General features: G+C 75.2%; 14 protein-coding genes. 6 read left to right on the top strand and 8 right to left on the bottom strand.

All coding sequences use genetic code 11. The features are described 5' to 3' along the window. The first annotated feature begins 307 nt into the window (after positions 1–307). From tkt to pgl, 6 genes are all read left to right on the top strand, one after another. Positions 308–2,536: a transketolase gene (tkt, locus tag ABQ292_RS06950; RefSeq protein WP_369204629.1), complete on the top strand. Its 2,229-nt coding sequence runs from the start codon at positions 308–310 to the stop codon at positions 2,534–2,536. 141 nt (positions 2,537–2,677) lie between these two features. After that, on the top strand, positions 2,678–3,784 hold the full coding sequence (gene tal, locus ABQ292_RS06945; protein WP_369204627.1) for a transaldolase: 1,107 nt from the start codon (positions 2,678–2,680) through the stop codon (positions 3,782–3,784). After that, the gene (locus ABQ292_RS06940) at positions 3,781–5,394 is read left to right on the top strand and encodes a phosphoglucose isomerase-related protein (protein WP_369204625.1); all 1,614 of its coding nucleotides are present in this window, start codon (positions 3,781–3,783) and stop codon (positions 5,392–5,394) included. Before tal ends, ABQ292_RS06940 begins: the two co-directional genes overlap by 4 nt. Before the next feature lie 63 nt (positions 5,395–5,457). Further along, a complete protein-coding gene (zwf, locus tag ABQ292_RS06935; protein WP_369204623.1) occupies positions 5,458–6,975 on the top strand; it encodes a glucose-6-phosphate dehydrogenase in 1,518 nt (505 codons plus the stop codon). A gap of 82 nt (positions 6,976–7,057) precedes the next feature. Continuing rightward, positions 7,058–8,242, top strand: a complete 1,185-nt coding sequence (locus ABQ292_RS06930; RefSeq protein WP_369204621.1) for a glucose-6-phosphate dehydrogenase assembly protein OpcA — start codon at positions 7,058–7,060, stop codon at positions 8,240–8,242. Continuing rightward, complete coding sequence (gene pgl / locus ABQ292_RS06925) at positions 8,239–9,054, top strand: 6-phosphogluconolactonase (protein WP_369204619.1); 816 nt, start codon at positions 8,239–8,241, stop codon at positions 9,052–9,054. The genes ABQ292_RS06930 and pgl overlap by 4 nt, the downstream gene beginning before the upstream one ends. Before the next feature lie 55 nt (positions 9,055–9,109). Here pgl and ABQ292_RS06920 read toward each other — a convergent pair whose 3' ends face one another. The 8 genes from ABQ292_RS06920 to whiA form a co-directional block, all read right to left on the bottom strand. Next, on the bottom strand, positions 9,110–9,451 hold the full coding sequence (locus ABQ292_RS06920) for an RNA polymerase-binding protein RbpA (protein WP_369204617.1): 342 nt from the start codon (positions 9,449–9,451) through the stop codon (positions 9,110–9,112). Between the two features lie 140 nt (positions 9,452–9,591). After that, a complete protein-coding gene (secG, locus tag ABQ292_RS06915) occupies positions 9,592–9,825 on the bottom strand; it encodes a preprotein translocase subunit SecG (RefSeq protein WP_204693994.1) in 234 nt (77 codons plus the stop codon). A gap of 36 nt (positions 9,826–9,861) precedes the next feature. After that, positions 9,862–11,682, bottom strand: a complete 1,821-nt coding sequence (locus ABQ292_RS06910; protein ID WP_369204615.1) for an ABC transporter substrate-binding protein — start codon at positions 11,680–11,682, stop codon at positions 9,862–9,864. Positions 11,683–11,716: 34 nt separating this feature from the next. After that, the gene (tpiA, locus tag ABQ292_RS06905; RefSeq protein WP_369204613.1) at positions 11,717–12,526 is read right to left on the bottom strand and encodes a triose-phosphate isomerase; all 810 of its coding nucleotides are present in this window, start codon (positions 12,524–12,526) and stop codon (positions 11,717–11,719) included. Beyond that, positions 12,526–13,731 (bottom strand): phosphoglycerate kinase, encoded by a 1,206-nt coding sequence (locus ABQ292_RS06900; RefSeq protein ID WP_369204611.1) that lies wholly within the window; start codon positions 13,729–13,731, stop codon positions 12,526–12,528. The genes tpiA and ABQ292_RS06900 overlap by 1 nt, the downstream gene beginning before the upstream one ends. Before the next feature lies 1 nt (position 13,732). After that, positions 13,733–14,737, bottom strand: coding sequence for a type I glyceraldehyde-3-phosphate dehydrogenase (gap, locus tag ABQ292_RS06895; RefSeq protein ID WP_369204609.1), 1,005 nt, complete (start codon positions 14,735–14,737; stop codon positions 13,733–13,735). Between the two features lie 211 nt (positions 14,738–14,948). Further along, positions 14,949–16,598, bottom strand: a complete 1,650-nt coding sequence (locus ABQ292_RS06890; RefSeq protein ID WP_369204607.1) for a histidine kinase N-terminal 7TM domain-containing diguanylate cyclase — start codon at positions 16,596–16,598, stop codon at positions 14,949–14,951. A 36-nt stretch (positions 16,599–16,634) separates the two neighbouring features. Continuing rightward, positions 16,635–17,609, bottom strand: a complete 975-nt coding sequence (whiA, locus tag ABQ292_RS06885) for a DNA-binding protein WhiA (protein ID WP_438940571.1) — start codon at positions 17,607–17,609, stop codon at positions 16,635–16,637. Positions 17,610–17,666: the final 57 nt, after the last annotated feature.

Below are 17,666 nucleotides of genomic sequence, written 5' to 3'. Positions count from 1 at the left end.
CACGGGTGCCGGGGCACCACCGAGCAGGAAGACAGCACGGAGGTCCCTTCGAACCGGGGATGGATCGGGTCCCACTGTAGCCCGCGGCCACTCCGGGGACGGCTCGGGATGACTAGGGTCCGATCACGTTGACGCTGCGGGAACAGCGGGTAGGGCCGTCGGTGACGACGACGGACGTCTCGGGTCAGCGACGCCCGGAGGCACGGCGCCCTGCCGGGCACCGAACCGCGTCACCCGCCCGGGAGCACGGGACACCGGTCCCCCGGACGGCCCCGTACACGGCCGACCTCGAGGAGCACCGCCCGACATGGACACCAACGCGACGGACACCCGGAGCACCGAGTCCGAGGCCCCCGCCGAGGCCGCGACCGACACTCCCACCGGCTCGCCGCGCCAGCCGCACCCGACGCTGCCCGACGACCTCGGCGACCTCGACCGCCGGGCCATCGACACCGCCCGCGTGCTGGCCATGGACGCCGTCCAGAAGGTCGGCAACGGCCACCCCGGCACCGCGATGAGCATGGCGCCCACCGCCTACCTGCTCTTCCACAAGTGGCTGCGGCACGACCCCACCGACGCGAACTGGGCCGCCCGCGACCGGTTCGTCCTGTCGATGGGCCACTCGAGCCTGACGCTGTACGTGCAGCTGTACCTCTCCGGCTACGGCCTGGAGCTCGAGGACCTGCAGGCCCTGCGCACCTGGGGCTCGAAGACGCCCGGCCACCCCGAGGTCAACCACACCCCCGGCGTGGAGACGACGACCGGTCCATTGGGCCAGGGCGTCGGGAACGCCGTGGGCATGGCGATGGCCGCCCGCCGCGAGCGCGGCCTGCTCGACCCCGACACCCCCGAGGGCGAGAGCCTCTTCGACCACACCATCTGGGCCTTCGCCTCCGACGGCGACCTGGAGGAGGGCGTCAGCGGCGAGGCCTCCTCGCTGGCCGGCACCCAGCAGCTGGGCAACCTGGTGCTCGTCTACGACGACAACCGGATCTCCATCGAGGACGACACGACCGTCGCCTTCACCGAGGACGTCGGCAAGCGCTACGAGGCCTACGGCTGGCACGTGCAGCACGTCGACGACGGCGAGGACCTCGCTGCCGTGGACGCCGCGTTCGCCGCCGCCAAGGCCGAGACCGGCCGCCCGTCGATCATCGTGCTGCGGACGATCATCGCCTGGCCGGCGCCCAACAAGCAGAACACCGGCGCCGCGCACGGCTCGGCGCTCGGCGACGACGAGGTGCGGGCCACCAAGGAGCTCCTGGGCTTCGACCCGGAGCAGACCTTCCAGGTCGACGACGAGGTCCTCGCCCACGCCCGCTCGGTCGTCGAGGAGGGCCGGCAGGAGCACGCCGAGTGGCAGCAGCGCTTCGACGCCTGGACGCAGGCCGAGCCCGAGCGCGCCGCCCTCCTGGAGCGCATGGGCGAGCGCCGGCTGCCCGAGGACTTCGCCGAGGCCCTGCCCACCTTCGACGCCGACCCGAAGGGCGTGGCCACCCGCAAGGCGTCGGGCAAGGTGCTCGCCGCCCTCTACCCGGCACTGCCCGAGCTGTGGGGCGGGTCGGCCGACCTGGCGGAGAGCAACAACACCGCCGTCGAGGGCGAGCCGTCGTTCCTGCCCGCCGACCGCCAGACGAAGATGTGGAACGGCGGCCCCTACGGCCGGACCCTGCACTTCGGCGTCCGCGAGCACGCCATGGGCGCGATCATGAACGGCATCGCGCTGCACGGCGGCACCCGCGTCTACGGGGGCACCTTCCTCACCTTCTCCGACTACATGCGCGGTGCGGTCCGGCTGGCCGCGCTCATGCAGCTGCCGGTCACCTACGTCTGGACGCACGACTCGATCGGCCTCGGCGAGGACGGCCCGACGCACCAGCCGATCGAGCACTTCGCCGCGCTGCGCGCGATCCCCGGCCTCGACGTCGTCCGCCCGGCCGACGCCAACGAGGTGGCCGTCGCCTGGCGCACGGTGCTGGAGAACAGCGACCGCCCGGCCGGCCTGCTGCTGTCGCGGCAGAACCTGCCGGTGTTCGACCGGGCCCGGATGGGCTCGGCCGAGGGCACCGCGCGCGGCGCCTACGTGCTGGCCGACGCCTCGAGCGGCGACCCCGAGGTGATCCTGCTGGGCACCGGCTCGGAGGTGCAGATCGCCGTGGCCGCGCGCGAGCGGCTGGAGGCCGACGGCGTCCCGACCCGCGTGGTCTCGGTGCCCTGCGTCGAGTGGTTCGCCGACCAGGACCAGGCCTACAAGGACGAGGTGCTGCCGCCGACGGTCCGCGCCCGCGTGAGCGTCGAGGCCGGCGTCCCCATGGGCTGGCGGGAGTTCGTCGGCGACGCCGGGCGGATCGTGGGCCTGACCCACTACGGCGCCAGCGCCGCCTACTCCGTCCTCTACGAGCAGTTCGGGCTCACCGACGAGGCCGTCGTCACCGCCGCCCGCGAGAGCATCGAGGCGGCCCGTTCCGGCGCCGCCGTCCCGGCGGGCCCGGTCGCCGCGACCGGCGGCCTGCCCCACCCGACCGGCGACCGCTGAAGAAGGTGACAGGACCCCACTGCCCCCCACCACTCGCACGCTCGCGGTGGGCCCCTGCAGTGGGGCCAACTCCACAATTCGCACGCTCGCGGCGGGACCCTGCAGGGGGCCGCACACCACCAGTCCGGGAGGAACCTGACCATGGCACAGAACGAGAAGCTGGCCGAGCTGTCGGAGGCCGGCGTCGCCGTCTGGCTCGACGACCTGTCCCGCGACCGCATCCGCAGCGGGAACCTGCAGTCGCTGGTCGACGAGCACTCCGTCGTCGGCGTCACCACGAACCCGACCATCTTCGCCGCGGCGATCAGCGGGTCGGACTCCTACGACGACCAGCTGCACGCGATGGCCGTCCGGAAGGTGAGCGTCGAGGAGGCGCTGCGCACCATCACCGCCGCCGACGTCCGCGACGCCTGCGACCTGCTGGCGCCGGTCGCCCAGCGGCAGCCCGGGGACGGCCGGGTGTCGCTCGAGGTCGCCCCCGGCCTCGCGCACGACACCGACGCGACGGCCGCCGAGGCCGCCCACCTGTGGTGGCTGGTCGACCGGCCCAACCTGTTCATCAAGATCCCGGCGACCGAGGAGGGGCTGTCGGCGATCACCACCTCGATCGCCCGCGGCATCAGCGTCAACGTCACCCTCATCTTCAGCCCCGAGCGGTACCGCGCCGTCATGGACGCCTACCTGTCCGGGCTGGAGCAGCGGCTGGCGGAGGACCCCGACGCCGAGCTGTCGCACATCGCCTCGGTGGCGTCCTTCTTCGTGTCGCGCGTCGACACCGAGATCGACAAGCGGCTGGAGAAGGCCGGGGCCGACCCCTCGCTCAAGGGCAAGGCCGCGCTGGCCAACGCCCAGCTCGCCTACCAGGCGTACGAGGAGGTCTTCTCCTCCGACCGCTGGAAGGCGCTGGAGGACGAGGGGGCCCGCCCGCAGCGGCCGCTGTGGGCCTCGACCGGCGTGAAGAACCCCGACTACCCCGACACCCTCTACGTCAGCGAGCTCGTCGCCCCCGGCACGGTGAACACCATGCCGGAGAAGACGCTCATGGCCTACGCCGACCACGGCAGCCCCGGCACCCCGGTGCAGAAGACCTACGAGGAGGCCGCCGCGACGATGAAGGCGGTCGCCGATGCCGGGGTCGACCTCGACGACGTCTTCCGGGTGATCGAGGACGAGGGCGTGCAGAAGTTCGCCGACTCGTGGGACGAGCTGACCGCCTCGGTGCGCGAACAGCTGGAGGACAAGGCGTGACCTTGCGGGTCCTCAGCAGTGGTCTCGAGGTCCCGGAGGTCGTCCGCACCCAGCTGGCCGACGACGACGTCGCCGCCCGGCTGGTCGGCAAGGACGTCACCCTCTGGGGCCCCGAGGCCGAGGCCGAGGCGTCCGTGCGCCTCGGCTGGCTCGACCTGCCGGCGACCAGCCGGGAGCTGCTCGCCCGGCTGACCGGGCTGCGCGCCGAGCTGGCCGCCGAGGGCCTGGACCGGGTGGTCCTCGCCGGGATCGGCGGCTCGTCGCTGGCGGCGGGTGTCGTCTGCCGGACGGCGGGCGTGCCGCTGGTCGTGCTCGACACCACCGACCCCGGCCAGGTCGCCGCGGCGATGACCGACCTCCACCGCACCGTCGTCGTGGTCAGCTCGAAGTCCGGCGGCACGGTGGAGGCCGACAGCCACCGGCGCGCGTTCCTCGCCGCCTTCGCCGAGGCCGGGCTGGACGACACGCAGGTGGGCCGTCGGTTCGTCGTCGTCACCGACCCGGGCTCGCCGCTGGCGGAGACCGCGGCGGCCATGGGCGCCCGCGCGGTCTTCCTCGCCGACCCGCACGTCGGCGGCCGGTACAGCGCGCTGTCGGCCTTCGGCCTGGTGCCCGCGGCGCTGGCCGGCGTCGACGTCACCCCCCTGCTCGACGACGCCGCCGACCTCGCCGAGCACCTGGCCGAGCCGGGGAACGCGGCGCTGGAGCTGGGCGTGGCGATCGGTGCCGGCTTCCGCACCGGCCGGGACAAGATCGCGCTGGTCGACGGCGGGACCCGCGGCGACGGCACGCGGATCGAGGGCTTCGGCGACTGGGTCGAGCACCTCGTCGCGGAGTCCACCGGCAAGCAGGGCCGCGGTGTGCTGCCCGTCGTCCTGGAGTCGGTCGACGCCCCCGGGGTGGCGGCGCCGGACGCGCTGCTCGCCGTCGTCGGCGGCGGCCCGGTGGAGGGCCGGCCCTCCGTCGGCGTCACCGGCCCGCTCGGTGCGCAGTTCCTCGGCTGGGAGTACGCGACGGCGGTGGCCGGGCGGGTGCTCGGGATCAACCCGTTCGACCAGCCGGACGGAACCGGCAGCAGGGAGGACACCGCCCGCATCCTCGACGGCGGGCCGCCCGACAAGCGGCCGGTGACCACGCTGGGCGCGGTGCGGCTGCACGCCTCCGGCGGCGTGCTCGACGGCGTCGACCTGTCGCAGACCGACGGGCTCACCCTGGCCCTCGACGCGCTGCTGGCCGCGGTGCCGCCGCGGGGGTACCTCGCGGTCACGGCCTACCTCGACCGGCAGGCCGACGCCCGGGCCGGGGAGCTGCGGGCCGCCCTGGCCCGGCGCAGCCGGCACGCGGTGACCTTCGGGTGGGGGCCGCGGTTCCTGCACTCCACCGGCCAGTACCACGCGGGGGGCCCGCAGGTCGGCGTGCACCTGCAGCTCACCGGCGCGGTGGCGCAGGACCTGCCCGTCCCCGACCGGCCGTACTCCTTCGGCACGCTGCAGGCCGCGCAGGCCGCCGGCGACCGGCAGGCGCTCGCCGACCGGCAGCGGCCGCTGCTGCACCTGCACCTGACCGACCGGTCCGCGGGCATCGACCAGGTGCTGCGCGCCGCCGCCTGACCCCGTGCCCGGCCGGGGGCCGTCCCCCGGCGGGCGCCCCTGCACCACCCTCGAGGAGGGCCCATGTTCCCCAACCCGCTCCGGGACCCGCGCGACCGGCGGCTGCCGCGCGTCCCCGAACCGTGCGCCCTCGTGGTCTTCGGCATCACCGGCGACCTGGCCCGCAAGAAGCTGCTCCCGGCCGTGTACGACCTGGCCAACCGGGGGCTGCTGCCCACCAACTTCGCCCTGCTGGGCCTCGCCCGGCGCGACTGGGGCAACCAGGACTTCGCCGAGCTCGCCCGCGACGCCGCCCGCAAGGCCGCCCGCACCCCGTGGCGCGAGGAGGTCTGGGAGCGGCTGGCCGCCAGCGTCCGCTTCGTCCAGGGCTCCTTCGACGACGACAACGCCTTCGACGAGCTGGCCGCCACGCTCGACGAGCTGGAGGGCAGCCACGGCATCGGCGGCAACGCGGCGTTCTACCTGTCGATCCCGCCGGCGATGTTCCCCGTCGTGCTCAAGCAGATGCAGCGCACCGGCATGGCCGAGAGCACGCCCGACCGGTGGCGGCGGGTCGTCGTCGAGAAGCCCTTCGGCAACGACCTCGCGTCCAGCCGGGAGCTCAACGAGCTGGTCGACTCGGTGTTCAGCGCCGAGGACGTCTTCCGGATCGACCACTACCTGGGCAAGGAGACCGTCCAGAACCTGTTGGCGCTGCGGTTCGCCAACACGCTGTTCGAGCCGGTGTGGAACGGCCACCACGTCGACTCGGTGCAGATCACCATGGCCGAGGACGTCGGCATCGGCGGCCGCGCGGGCTTCTACGAGCGGACCGGCGCCGCCCGCGACGTGCTGCAGAACCACCTGCTGCAGCTGCTGGCGCTGACCGCCATGGAGGAGCCGGTCGAGTTCTCCGCCGACGAGATCCGCACCGAGAAGCTCAAGGTGCTGCGGGCGGTGTCGCTGCCCGAGGACCTGCGCACCTTCGCCGTCCGTGGCCAGTACGAGCAGGGCTGGCTGGCCGGCCAGCGGGCCACCGGCTACCGGCAGGAGGAGGGCGTCGACCCGGCCTCGAACACGGAGACCTTCGCCGCGGTCCGGCTGGGCGTGGAGACCCGCCGCTGGGCCGGCGTGCCGTTCTACCTGCGCACCGGCAAGCGGCTGCCGCGCCGGGTCACCGAGATCGCGCTGGTGTTCAAGCGCGCGCCGCACCTGCCCTTCGCCGACACCGACACCGAGGAGCTGGGCAACAACCAGCTGGTCGTGCGCGTGCAGCCCGACGAGGGGGTCACCCTCAAGTTCGGGTCGAAGGTCCCCGGCAGCGTCATGGAGGTCCGGGACGTGTCCATGGACTTCCTCTACGGCGAGCAGTTCACCGAGGCCAGCCCCGAGGCCTACGAGCGACTGCTGCTCGACGTGCTGCTCGGCGACGCCACCCTCTTCCCCCGCAACGCCGAGGTCGAGGCGTCCTGGTCGGTCATCGACCCGCTCGAGGAGTTCTGGGCCGGCAGCACACCGGAGCCGTACCGGGCCGGCGAGTGGGGCCCGCGGGCCGCCGACGACATGCTCGCCGCCGAGGGCCGCCGGTGGCGGCGCCCGTGAGCTCACCCCACGAAGACGCTCCGCTGCGCTCCACGTCTCCGGGGGGACCCCGGAGCAGCGGTGACCGACGGGAGGACACCCGATGACGACCCTCTGGGACACCACCGGCTCGGCCGTGGTCAAGGAGCTGGCCAGCCAGCGGCGGACCGGCGGCGCGGTGCTGTCCGGGGTCGCGCTGACCCTGGTCGTCGTCGCCGACGAGAGCCGGGTCACCGAGGCCGAGGAGGCGGCCACCACCGCCGCCGAGCAGCACCCCTGCCGGATCCTCGTCGTCGTGCGCCGGCAGATCGAGGCGCCGGTGCCCCGGCTGGACGCCGAGGTCTCGATCGGTGGCCGGCTCGGTCCGGGTGAGGCCGTCGTCATGCGGATGTACGGACGGCTGGCGCTGCACGCCGAGTCGGTCGTGCTGCCGCTGCTGGCCGCCGACGCGCCCGTGGTCACCTGGTGGCACTGCAACGCGCCGTCGCGGCTGACCACCGACGCGCTGGCGGTCATCGCCGACCGGCGGATCACCGACAGCGCCACGGCGGAGGACCAGCTGCGCGCACTGCGCACCCGTGCGGAGGACTACGCCCCCGGCGACACCGACCTGGCCTGGACCCGGGCCACCCCCTGGCGGGCGACCCTCACCTCCGCGGTGGACTCGGTGTCCGGGCGCCGCGGCGACGCGGTGCGGGTGCTCGGCGGCCGGGTCGAGGGCGATCCGGGTGCGGCGACGGCGCAGCTGCTGGCCGGCTGGCTGCAGTCGCGCTCCGGCGCCCCGATCGACGTCGTCCAGTCCACCCGCCACCCCGGGCCCAGCGGCGTCGACGCGGTCGTCCTGCAGCTGGACCAGGACGAGGAGGTCCGGGTCCACACCGACCGTCGCGGCGGCGCGGTGATCAGCCAGCCCTTCCGCCCCGACGCCACCGTGGCGCTCCCCGACCGCCCGCTCGGCGACCTCCTCGGCGAGGAGCTGCGGCGGCTGGACTCCGACGAGCCCTACGCCGAGGCCCTCGAGGCGACCACCGGCGTCTCCGGCCTGGTCGGACGGGCCGCGGTCCGCGCGCACGTGTGGGTCGACCCGGCCGAGCACGGCGGCTCCGGCGGGGTGGCCGAGGAGGTCCCCGCGGACGGCACCGGGGACGGGGGCGAGGGCGGCGTCGGGCAGGGCAGCCCGCACGGCGCGGCCCCCACCGTGCCCGCGGACTCCGAGGGCGCCGACGAGGTCGCCGAGCACGGCGAGCACGACACCCCGGACCCGACCGCGCCCGAGGCGGTCCGGTGACGCCGACCCCCGGGGACCGCATCGTCGCCCGGCCGGCCGAGCGGACCGACGGGCCGGGGCCCGACGTCGTCGTCGAGCCCGACGCCGAGGTGCTCGCCCGCGTGGCCGCCACCGCGCTGGTCGCCCGGCTGGCCGCCGCCCAGGCGGTGCACGGGACGGCGTCGGTGGTGCTCACCGGCGGCGGCGTCGGCACCGCCGTGCTGCGGCACGTGGCCGGCCTGGCGGAGGAGCCGGCGCGGGAGCGGGTGGACTGGACGGCGGTCGACGTCTGGTGGGGCGACGAGCGGTTCGTGCCCGCCGACGACGACGAGCGCAACGAGAAGGGCGCCCGCGCGGCACTGCTCGACCGGGTCGGGGTGCCGGCGGAGCGGGTGCACGCGATGCCCGCCTCCGACGCCGGCTTCGCCGAGCCCGAGGACGCCGCCGAGTGGTACGCCGGGCAGCTCGCGGCGGCCGCCGGCGAGGGCCCGCTGCCCCGCTTCGACGTGCTGCTGCTGGGCATGGGACCGGAGGGTCACGTCGCGTCGATCTTCCCGCACTCGCCCGCGGCCACGGACGAGCGGCCGGTGGTCGCCGTCCGGGACTGCCCGAAGCCGCCGCCGACCCGGGTGAGCCTCGGCTTCCCGGCCATCACCAGCGCCGAGGAGGTGTGGCTGCTGGTCTCCGGCGAGGGCAAGGCCGACGCCGTGGCGAGCGCGCTGGGCGGGGCGGACCCGGTCGACCTGCCCGCGGCCGGTGCCCGCGGCCGCCGGGCCACCCGCTGGCTGCTCGACGCCGCGGCCGCCGACCGCCTACCGGGGGCGGAGGCCTGAGCCTCCGCCCCTCACGGCGTCAGGCACCGTGGGCCCCAGGGGCCGCGGCGATGAATCAGGCTCCCCGGCGTGCCCGCAGCTTGGCCAGGGCCTCCTCGAGGAGGGCGTCACCGTCGGCGTCGCTGCGCCGCTCGCGCACGTAGGCGAGGTGGGTCTTGTAGGGCTCGGTGCGCGGCGCCGGCGGCGGCGTCTGCTCGTCCTGGCCGGCCGGCAGGCCGCACCGGGGGCAGTCCCACAGCTCGGGCACCTCGGCGTCGGTGGCGAAGGCCACCCGTGTCTCGTGCCCCTGGCTGCACCAGTAGGCGATCCGGTTGCGTGGCGCGGCCTCGCCGCGCTCGGCCTCCCCCATCGGACCCGCACCGACCCGTGTGCCCCGGATCGCATTGCCACCAGCCACGAGCGCCCCCTCAGGACCGACCTGCTCTGCGACGTGCCATGACGTCGTCCTGCGGCGCGGGACGCACCGCCCGCGCAGTCTATGGCCTGGGACGCGTCTCCTCGATCACGTTTTCGCCGCGAGCGTGCGGAGCGTGACGCTCAGACCTTCAGCAGGATGCCGAGCGTCACGATGCACACCGTCCAGATCGCGCCGGTGAACACGGTGAGCCGGTTGAGGTTCTTCTCGACCACCGAGGAGCCGGACAGCTGCGAGGACACCGCGCCGCCGAACATCGAGGACAGGCCGCCGCCCTTGCCGCGGTGCAGCAGGATCAGCACCACGAGCAGCACGCTGGTGAGGACCAGCACCACGTTCAGGGCGAGCTCGACCATGGGCCCCAGGGTAACCGGTGCCCGTGGACGCCCCGGTCAGCGCACGCCCGCGGTGGCCAGGTCGTAGCCGGCGTAGGGCAGCATGACCACCCCGTTGCGCAGCCGCTGGCCGGCCAGCAGCTGCAGGCGGGTCTCCACGAGCGGCACGTAGGCGTCGGTGGCCCGGGCCGCGGTGGCCACCTCCGCCCAGGCCGTCCGCGCGGCCCCGGGGTCGGCGGCCTGGCGGGCGGCGTCGACCAGGCCCGACAGCGCCGGGTCGGTCAGCCGGGCGTAGTTGGTGTTGCCCACCGCGCTCACCGACCGGCCGTCGGCCAGGGGCACGAGGAAGGAGCTGGGGGTGGGGAAGTCGGCGCTCCAGGTGGCCAGCACGATGCCGTAGCCGTTGCGGGCGACGTTGTCCGGGCTGCCGACGTCGGTGGCGTAGAAGCTCGCCGCGGGCAACGGCGTCACCCGGGCGTCGATCCCGACGGCGGCCAGCTGGCCGGAGACCTCCTCGGCGACCTCGATGCTGGTCCCCGCGTCGGGGACGGCGAGCACCGTGCTGAACCCCTCCGGCTGGCCGCAGGCGGCCAGCGCGGCGCGTGCGGCGTCGAGGTCCGGGCCCGGGTCGGGCTCCTCCGGTCCGCCGGCGAGCGCCCGCGGCCACAGCTGCGAGGTGCGCACGGCGTTGTCCCCGCCGCCGAGCACGTCCTGCACGGCGCGCCGGTCGATGGCCGCGACCACCGCGGCCCGGCAGTCGGCGTTGCCCATCGGCGCCACGTCGGTCGGCAGCGCCAGCATGCGCACCGCGCCGCTGGTCACGTCGTCGACCCGGTCGGCCAGGGGCACCTCGCCCCCGGCGCCCTCGGCCAGCCGGGAGGTGGTCGCGGCGTGCACGCCCATCCCGGAGACGTCGACGTCGGCCGACCCGGCCAGCAGCGCCTGGTCGCGCTCGAGGTTGGACATCCCGGTGCGGACGACGACGCGGTCGGGCAGCGCCGAGCGGATGGGGTCGGCCGCGCGATCCCACTGCGGGTTGCGGTCAAGCACGATGCCGGTCTCGGCGTCGACGGAGGTCACCGCGTAGGGGCCGGAGGAGACCGGGTCGCGGCCGTAGTCGGCACCGGTGTCGTTCTCCACCGGCACCGGGCTGCTCGAGGGCAGGGCCAGCACGTGGGGGAAGTCGGGCCGGGCGGTGCGCAGCCGGAAGACGACGGTCAGGTCGTCGGGCGTCTCGACGGCGGCCAGCCCGAGCCTGTCCGGGGCCTCGTCCTGGTACGGCCCGGCGTAGGGGTTGGCCGGGTCGTCGAGCAGGTCGACGACGTAGGTGGGGCCGCCGACGACGACGTCCGAGGCGAAGGACCGCTCGATGCCGTACTTGACGTCGCGCGAGGTGATCGCCCGGCCGTTCTCGAACCGGGCTCCCTCGCGGATGGTGAACGCCCAGGTCAGCCCGCCGTCGGTGGTGGTGCCCCGGTCGGTGGCCAGGTCGGGCACCAGGTCGCCGGTGCTGCCGGGCTCGGAGGAGTAGGTGACCAGCGTGCGGGTGTAGAGCCGCATGAGGTTCCACACGCCCGGCTGGTAGGAGCGCTGCGGGTCGAGGCTGTCGATCTCGCCGGTGACCACGCGCAGCGTCCCGCCGGTGGCGTCGGACGCCGAGCGGACGCCGTCGACACCGGCGTCGGGCCCGTCGCCGAGGACGGGGACGGTCGCGGCGCCGTCGCGGGCGCCGCCGCAGCTGACCGCGAGGACGACGACGAGCACCACCACGCCGGCCAGGGCGAGGACCCGCCTGGCCGTGCCGCGCAGCCACGCCGGCCGGCGGCCCGGGAGCCGGGTGGACGTGCTCCCGGAGGAGCGCTCGCGCGTGCTGTCCACCCACCCGCCCCCACTGGGCCGCCGGCGGCTGCGACTAGCTGCCCTCGGCGGCGATCCGACAGATCTGCGCGAACTCGTCGGCGTCCAGGCTCGCGCCCCCGACGAGTGCGCCGTCGACGTCCGGCCCGGCCAGGATCCCGGCCGTGCTGGCGGACTTCACCGACCCGCCGTAGAGGATACGGACGACGGCGGCCGTCGCGGGGCTGAAACGCTGGGCGAGCCGTGACCGTAGGGCACCGCACACCTCCTGAGCGTCCTCGGGCGTGGCCACCTCGCCGGTACCGATCGCCCACACCGGCTCGTAGGCCAGGACGATCCGCTCGACCTGCTCGGCGGGGACACCCTCGAGCGCGGCGTCGAGCTGGGCGGTGCAGTGGGCCACGTGCCCGCCGGCGCGGCGGACGTCGAGCCCCTCCCCCACGCACAGGATCGGCGTCAGGCCGTGCCGCAGGGCGGCCTGCACCTTGGCCGCGACCTCGGCGTCGTCCTCACCGTGCAGCGCCCGCCGCTCGGAGTGCCCGACGACGACGAACCCGCAGGCCAGCGCGGAGAGCATCGCGCCGCTGACCTCACCGGTGTAGGCGCCGGAGTCGTGCGCGGAGAGGTCCTGCGCGCCGTAGCCGACGGCGAGCTGGTCGCCCGTGACCAGGGTCTGCACGCTGCGCAGCGCGGTGAACGGCGGGAGGACGACGACCTCGGCGTCGTCGAGCTGCTTCTCGGTGAGGCTGAAGACGAGCTTCTGCACCAGGCCGATGGCCTCCAGGTGCGTCATGTGCATCTTCCAGTTGCCCGCGATCAGCGGGCGGCGGCCCTCGCGGCGGGCCGGCGGCTGCGTGCGGGCCATCAGGCGTCCCCTCCGTCCGCGAGCACCGCCAGGCCCGGCAGCTCCCGGCCCTCGAGGTACTCCAGCGACGCGCCGCCGCCGGTGCTGATGTGTCCGTAGGCCGACTCGTCGAGGCCGAGCTGCCGGACGGCGGCCGCGGAGTCACCGCCGCCGACCACCGACAGCCCGTCGACGGCGGCCACGGCCTCGGCGACCCCGCGGGTGCCGGCCTGGAAGGGCGCCAGCTCGAACACGCCCATCGGGCCGTTCCAGAACACCGTCCGCGCGCCGGCCAGCTCGCGGCCGAACGCCTCGACCGTCCGCGGGCCCACGTCGAGGCCCATCTGCCCGTCCGGGATCTCCTCGACCGGGACGATCGTCGTCTCCACGTCGGCGCTGAACTCCGGCGCGCAGACGACGTCGAGCGGCAGCACGATCCGGTCGCCGGCCTCGGCCAGCAGCCGCCGGCAGGTGTCGACCTGGTCGGCCTCCAGCAGCGAGCCCCCGACCCCGTGACCCTGGGCGGCCAGGAAGGTGAAGCACATCCCGCCGCCCACCAGCAGCCGGTCGACCTTGGGCAGCAGCGCCTCGATGACGGCGAGCTTGTCGCTCACCTTCGAGCCGCCCAGCACGACCACGTAGGGCCGCGCCGGGTCGGTCGTGAGCCGGGTGAGGACGTCCAGCTCGGTGGCCACCAGCCGGCCGGCGACGTGCGGCAGCCGCTCCGCGACGTCGTACACCGACGCGTGCTTGCGGTGCACCGCGCCGAAGGCGTCGTCGACGTAGACGTCGGCCAGCGCGGCCAGCCGGTCGGCCAGCTCGCCGCGCTCGGCGTCGTCCTTGCTCGTCTCGGCGGCCTCGAAGCGGACGTTCTCCACCAGGAGGACGTCGCCGTCGCCGAGGGCCGCGGCCCGCGCGCGGGCGTCGTCGCCGGCGACGTCGGCGGCCAGCGGCACGTCGGTGCCGAGCAGCTCGCCGAGCCGCGCGGCCACCGGGGCCAGCGAGTACTGCGGGTCGGGGGCGCCCTTGGGCCGGCCCAGGTGGGCGGCGACGACGACGCGGGCGCCGCCCTCGCGCAACGCCTGCAGCGTCGGCAGGCTGGCCCGGATGCGCCCGTCGTCGGTGATCGCGCGGGTCTGCTTGTCCAGGGGGACGTTCAGGTCGGCGCGCACGAGCACGCGCCGACCCGAGACGCCCTCGGCGAGCAGGTCGTCGAGGGCGCGCATGTCAGAGGGAACGCCCGACGAGCTCGACGGAGTCGACGAGCCGGTTCGAGTAGCCCCACTCGTTGTCGTACCAGCCGAGCACCTTGGCCATCGGACCGAAGACCTTGGTCAGCTTGGAGTCGTAGATGCACGACGCCGGGTCGGTGACGATGTCGGAGGAGACGATCGGCGCGTCGGTGTACTTGAGGTACCCGGCCAGCGGCCCGGCCGCGGCCTCGCGGTAGGCGGCGTCGATGTCGTCGGCCGAGGCCTCGCGGGTGAGCTGGACGGTGAGGTCGGTGGCCGAGCCGGTGGGCACCGGGACGCGGAGGGCGTAGCCGTCGAGCTTGCCCTGTAGCTCGGGCAGCACCAGGCCGATGGCCTTGGCCGCACCGGTGGAGGTCGGGACGATGTTGAGCGCGGCGGCGCGGGCGCGGCGCAGGTCCTTGTGCGGGCCGTCCTGCAGGTTCTGGTCGGCGGTGTAGGCGTGGATCGTCGTCATCAGGCCGCGCTCGATGCCGAAGGCGTCGTTGAGCACCTTGGCCAGCGGCGCCAGGCAGTTGGTGGTGCAGGACGCGTTGCTGATGATGGTCTGCGAGCCGTCGTACTGCTCGTGGTTGACGCCCATGACGATGGTCAGGTCGTCGCCGGTGGCCGGCGCGGAGATGACGACCTTCTTGGCGCCGCCGGCGTCGACGTGCTTGCGGGCGTCGTCGGCCTTGGTGAAGAAGCCGGTGGACTCGACGACGACGTCGACGCCCAGGTCGCCCCACGGCAGGCTGGCCGGGTCGCGCTCGGAGAGCACCTTCACGGTGGTCCCGCCGATCTTGATGCCCTGGCCGTCGGCGGCGACGTCCTCGGACAGCACGCCCAGGACGCTGTCGTACTTGAGCAGGTGCGCGAGCACCTCGGGGCTGGTCAGGTCGTTGACCGCCACGATCTCGACGTCCTTGCCGCTGGCCGCGGCCGCTCGCCAGAAGTTGCGCCCGATCCGGCCGAAGCCGTTGATGCCAACCCGTACGGTCACAGCTGACCTCCATGTGCTCGGTTCGATGTCACCTCGGTCGGCCGCGCGGGCGCGCGACCCCGACTGGCGACGACCCTATCGGCCGGGGCCCGAGCCGTCCGGTCGAGCCTCAGCCGCCGGGCACCAGTTCCGGCACGGGCGCGCCGGTGGCCACCGCGCCGTCGGCGGGGTCCGCGGCGACGACCCGGTCGCGCCCGGTCGCCTTGGCGGCCTAGAGGGCGCGGTCGGCGGCCTCGAGCAGGGCGGCGGCTCCCGCCGCCTCGGACGGGCAGACGGCGACCCCGACGCTCACCGTGACCGCGTGGTCCTCGCCGCCGAGCCGGTGCCGGGCGGCGGCGATCTCGCGCCGCACCCGCTCGGCGCGCTCGAGGGCCTGCTGGCGGCCGGCACCGGGCAGCACGAGCACGAACTCCTCCCCGCCGAGCCGCGCGGCGGTGTCCCCCTCCCGCACGGCGGCGTCGAGCACCGCGGCGACCGCGGTGAGCACCCGGTCACCGGCGGCGTGCCCGAAGCGGTCGTTGACGGTCGTGACGTGGTCGACGTCGACGACGAGCACCGCCAGCTCGCCGGCCCGGGGACGGCGGACCAGGTCGGCGGCGAGCGCGCGGTCGAGGTGGCGGCGGTTGTGCAGCCCGGTCAGCGGGTCGCGGACGGCCTCCTCGGCGAGCTCGGCCCGCAGCCGCTCGATCACCTCGACCTGCTCGGCGAGCTGCTCGTTGAGCCGTTCGACGGCGGCCTGCCGCTCCTGCTGCTCGCTGACGTCGCGCACCACGGGGATCCGGCCCAGCGGCCGCCCGCGCGGGTCGCTCACCGCGGAGGAGCGCACGTCGAGCCACAGCCCCGGGCGGACCTCGGCGACCTGGTGACCGCCGTGCCCTGCGGTCGCGGCCAGGGCGGCCACCGCACGGGGGCCCGCGACGTCGGCCAGCAACCGTCCGACCAGCTCACCCCGGACCTCCGGCCGGAGCCGCTGCAGCATCCGGACGGCGGCCGGGTTGACGTCGATGAGGACGCCGCCGGGGTCGACGACGAGGACGCCGTCGGGGACGGTGTCGACGACCTGCTCGCGGGCGACCGGGACCAGTCGCAGCAGGCCGAGCCGGAACAGCGCCCAGCTGTCGACGACCCCGCTGACCAGGGTGAACAGCGGGGTGATCTCGACACCCGAGCCGTTGTGGATGGCCAGCACGGCCACGACGTCGCCGACCGTGGACAACGCCCCGGTGGCGGGCAGGACGCCGATCTGGCGGCGGAACACCCCGGCGGCTCCGGACCAGCGGCGGAGCAGCTGGGTGTGGGCGACGGCGACCAGGACGTGGGCCCCCGCGGTGCGGGCCGTCAGCAGCGGCCCGACCGCGATCCGCAGGTCCGACGCCGGGCCGTCCAGGTGCGCCCCGGGCAGGACCAGGTCCCGCGTGGCAGGCACGGCGAAGGCCACGATGAGCAGTGCCGGCTCGACCGCGAGCAGCAGGGCCGCCCGGCGGGAGAGCCGCCAGGAGGGGTCGGCGACCGTCCGCGCGAGGGCGAACGCGGCGATGACGACGAGGCCGCTGGCGGCGTACAGGGCCGGGGCGCACACCAGCCGGACGGCCGCGGACACCGGCGAGAAGAAGACCGCGTCCGCCGCCGACCAGGCCGCGACGCCTGCCATGAGCGCGGCCAGCGACGTCGCGGCCGGCGTGCGGTCGCGTCGCTGCCACCCCAGGACGGCGGCGCCTGCAGCGACCAGCGCCGCGCAGGAGAAGACCAGGACCCAGTGCTGCGTGCCCGTCCTGGGCTCCTCGCTCCGACGGGCGCGTCCGTCTGCACGCCACTGCCGGAGGCATCGACCACCGCCCCGCCCGGCTGGAGGTGCCGTCACCCGGCCGGGTGACGGGCGCGGGAGGCCCCCGAGCCCCTACTGGGCCAGCATGTCCTCCGTCACGACCGACTCGGTGTCGGGGATGCCGAGGTCCTTCGCCCGCTTGTCGGCCATGGCCAGCAGGCGCCGGATGCGGCCGGCGACGGCGTCCTTGGTCATCGGCGGGTCGGCGCGCTGACCGAGCTCCTCCAGCGAGGCCTGGCCGTACTCGAGGCGCAGCCGCCCGGCGACCAGCAGGTGCTCGGGGGCGTCGCCGGCGAGGATCTCCAGCGCCCGCTCGACCCGGGCGCTGGCCGCGACCGCGGCGCGCGCGGAGCGGCGCAGGTTGGCGTCGTCGAAGTTCGCCAGCCGGTTGGCGGTGGCCCGGACCTCGCGGCGCATCCGCCGCTCCTCCCAGGCCAGGACGGCGTCGTGCGCGCCCATGCGGGTCAGCAGCGCGCCGATCGCGTCGCCGTCGCGGACGACGACCCGGTCGGCGCCGCGGACCTCGCGGGCCTTGGCGGCGATGCCCAGCCGCCGGGCCGCGCCGACCAGGGCCATGGCCGCCTCGGGGCCGGGGCAGGTGACCTCGAGCGAGGAGGACCGGCCGGGCTCGGTGAGCGAGCCGTGCGCCAGGAACGCCCCCCGCCAGGCGGCCTCGGCGTCGTTGATGCTGCCCGAGACCACCGACGGCGGCAGCCCGCGCACCGGGCGGCCGCGCTGGTCGACCAGCCCGGTCTGCCGCGCGAGGCCCTCGCCGTGCTTGGCGATGCGCACCAGGTACCGCACGCCGCGGCGGATGTTGCCGCCGGCCAGCACGCTGACCCCGCTGGTGTAGCCGTAGACCTCGCTGATGTCCCGCCGGAGCCGGCGGGCCACCGACCCGGTGTCCAGTTCGGCCTCGATGACGACGCGACCGCCCACGATGTGCAGTCCGCCGGAGAAGCGGAGCAGCGCGGTGACCTCGGCCTTGCGCTCGGAGGTCCGCGTGCACTCCACCCGGGACAGCTCGTCCTTGACCATGGCGGTCATCGCCACGACGACCACCCCCTCGCCTGCTGCGGCGCCATACGCGGCGTCACCTCTCCC

The sequence above is a fragment of the Geodermatophilus maliterrae genome (assembly GCF_041018925.1).
GTDB classification, from domain to species: Bacteria; Actinomycetota; Actinomycetes; order Mycobacteriales; family Geodermatophilaceae; genus Geodermatophilus; species Geodermatophilus maliterrae.
Note: the sequence above shows the minus strand (reverse complement) of the source record. Positions and strands in the feature narration are given on the sequence as shown.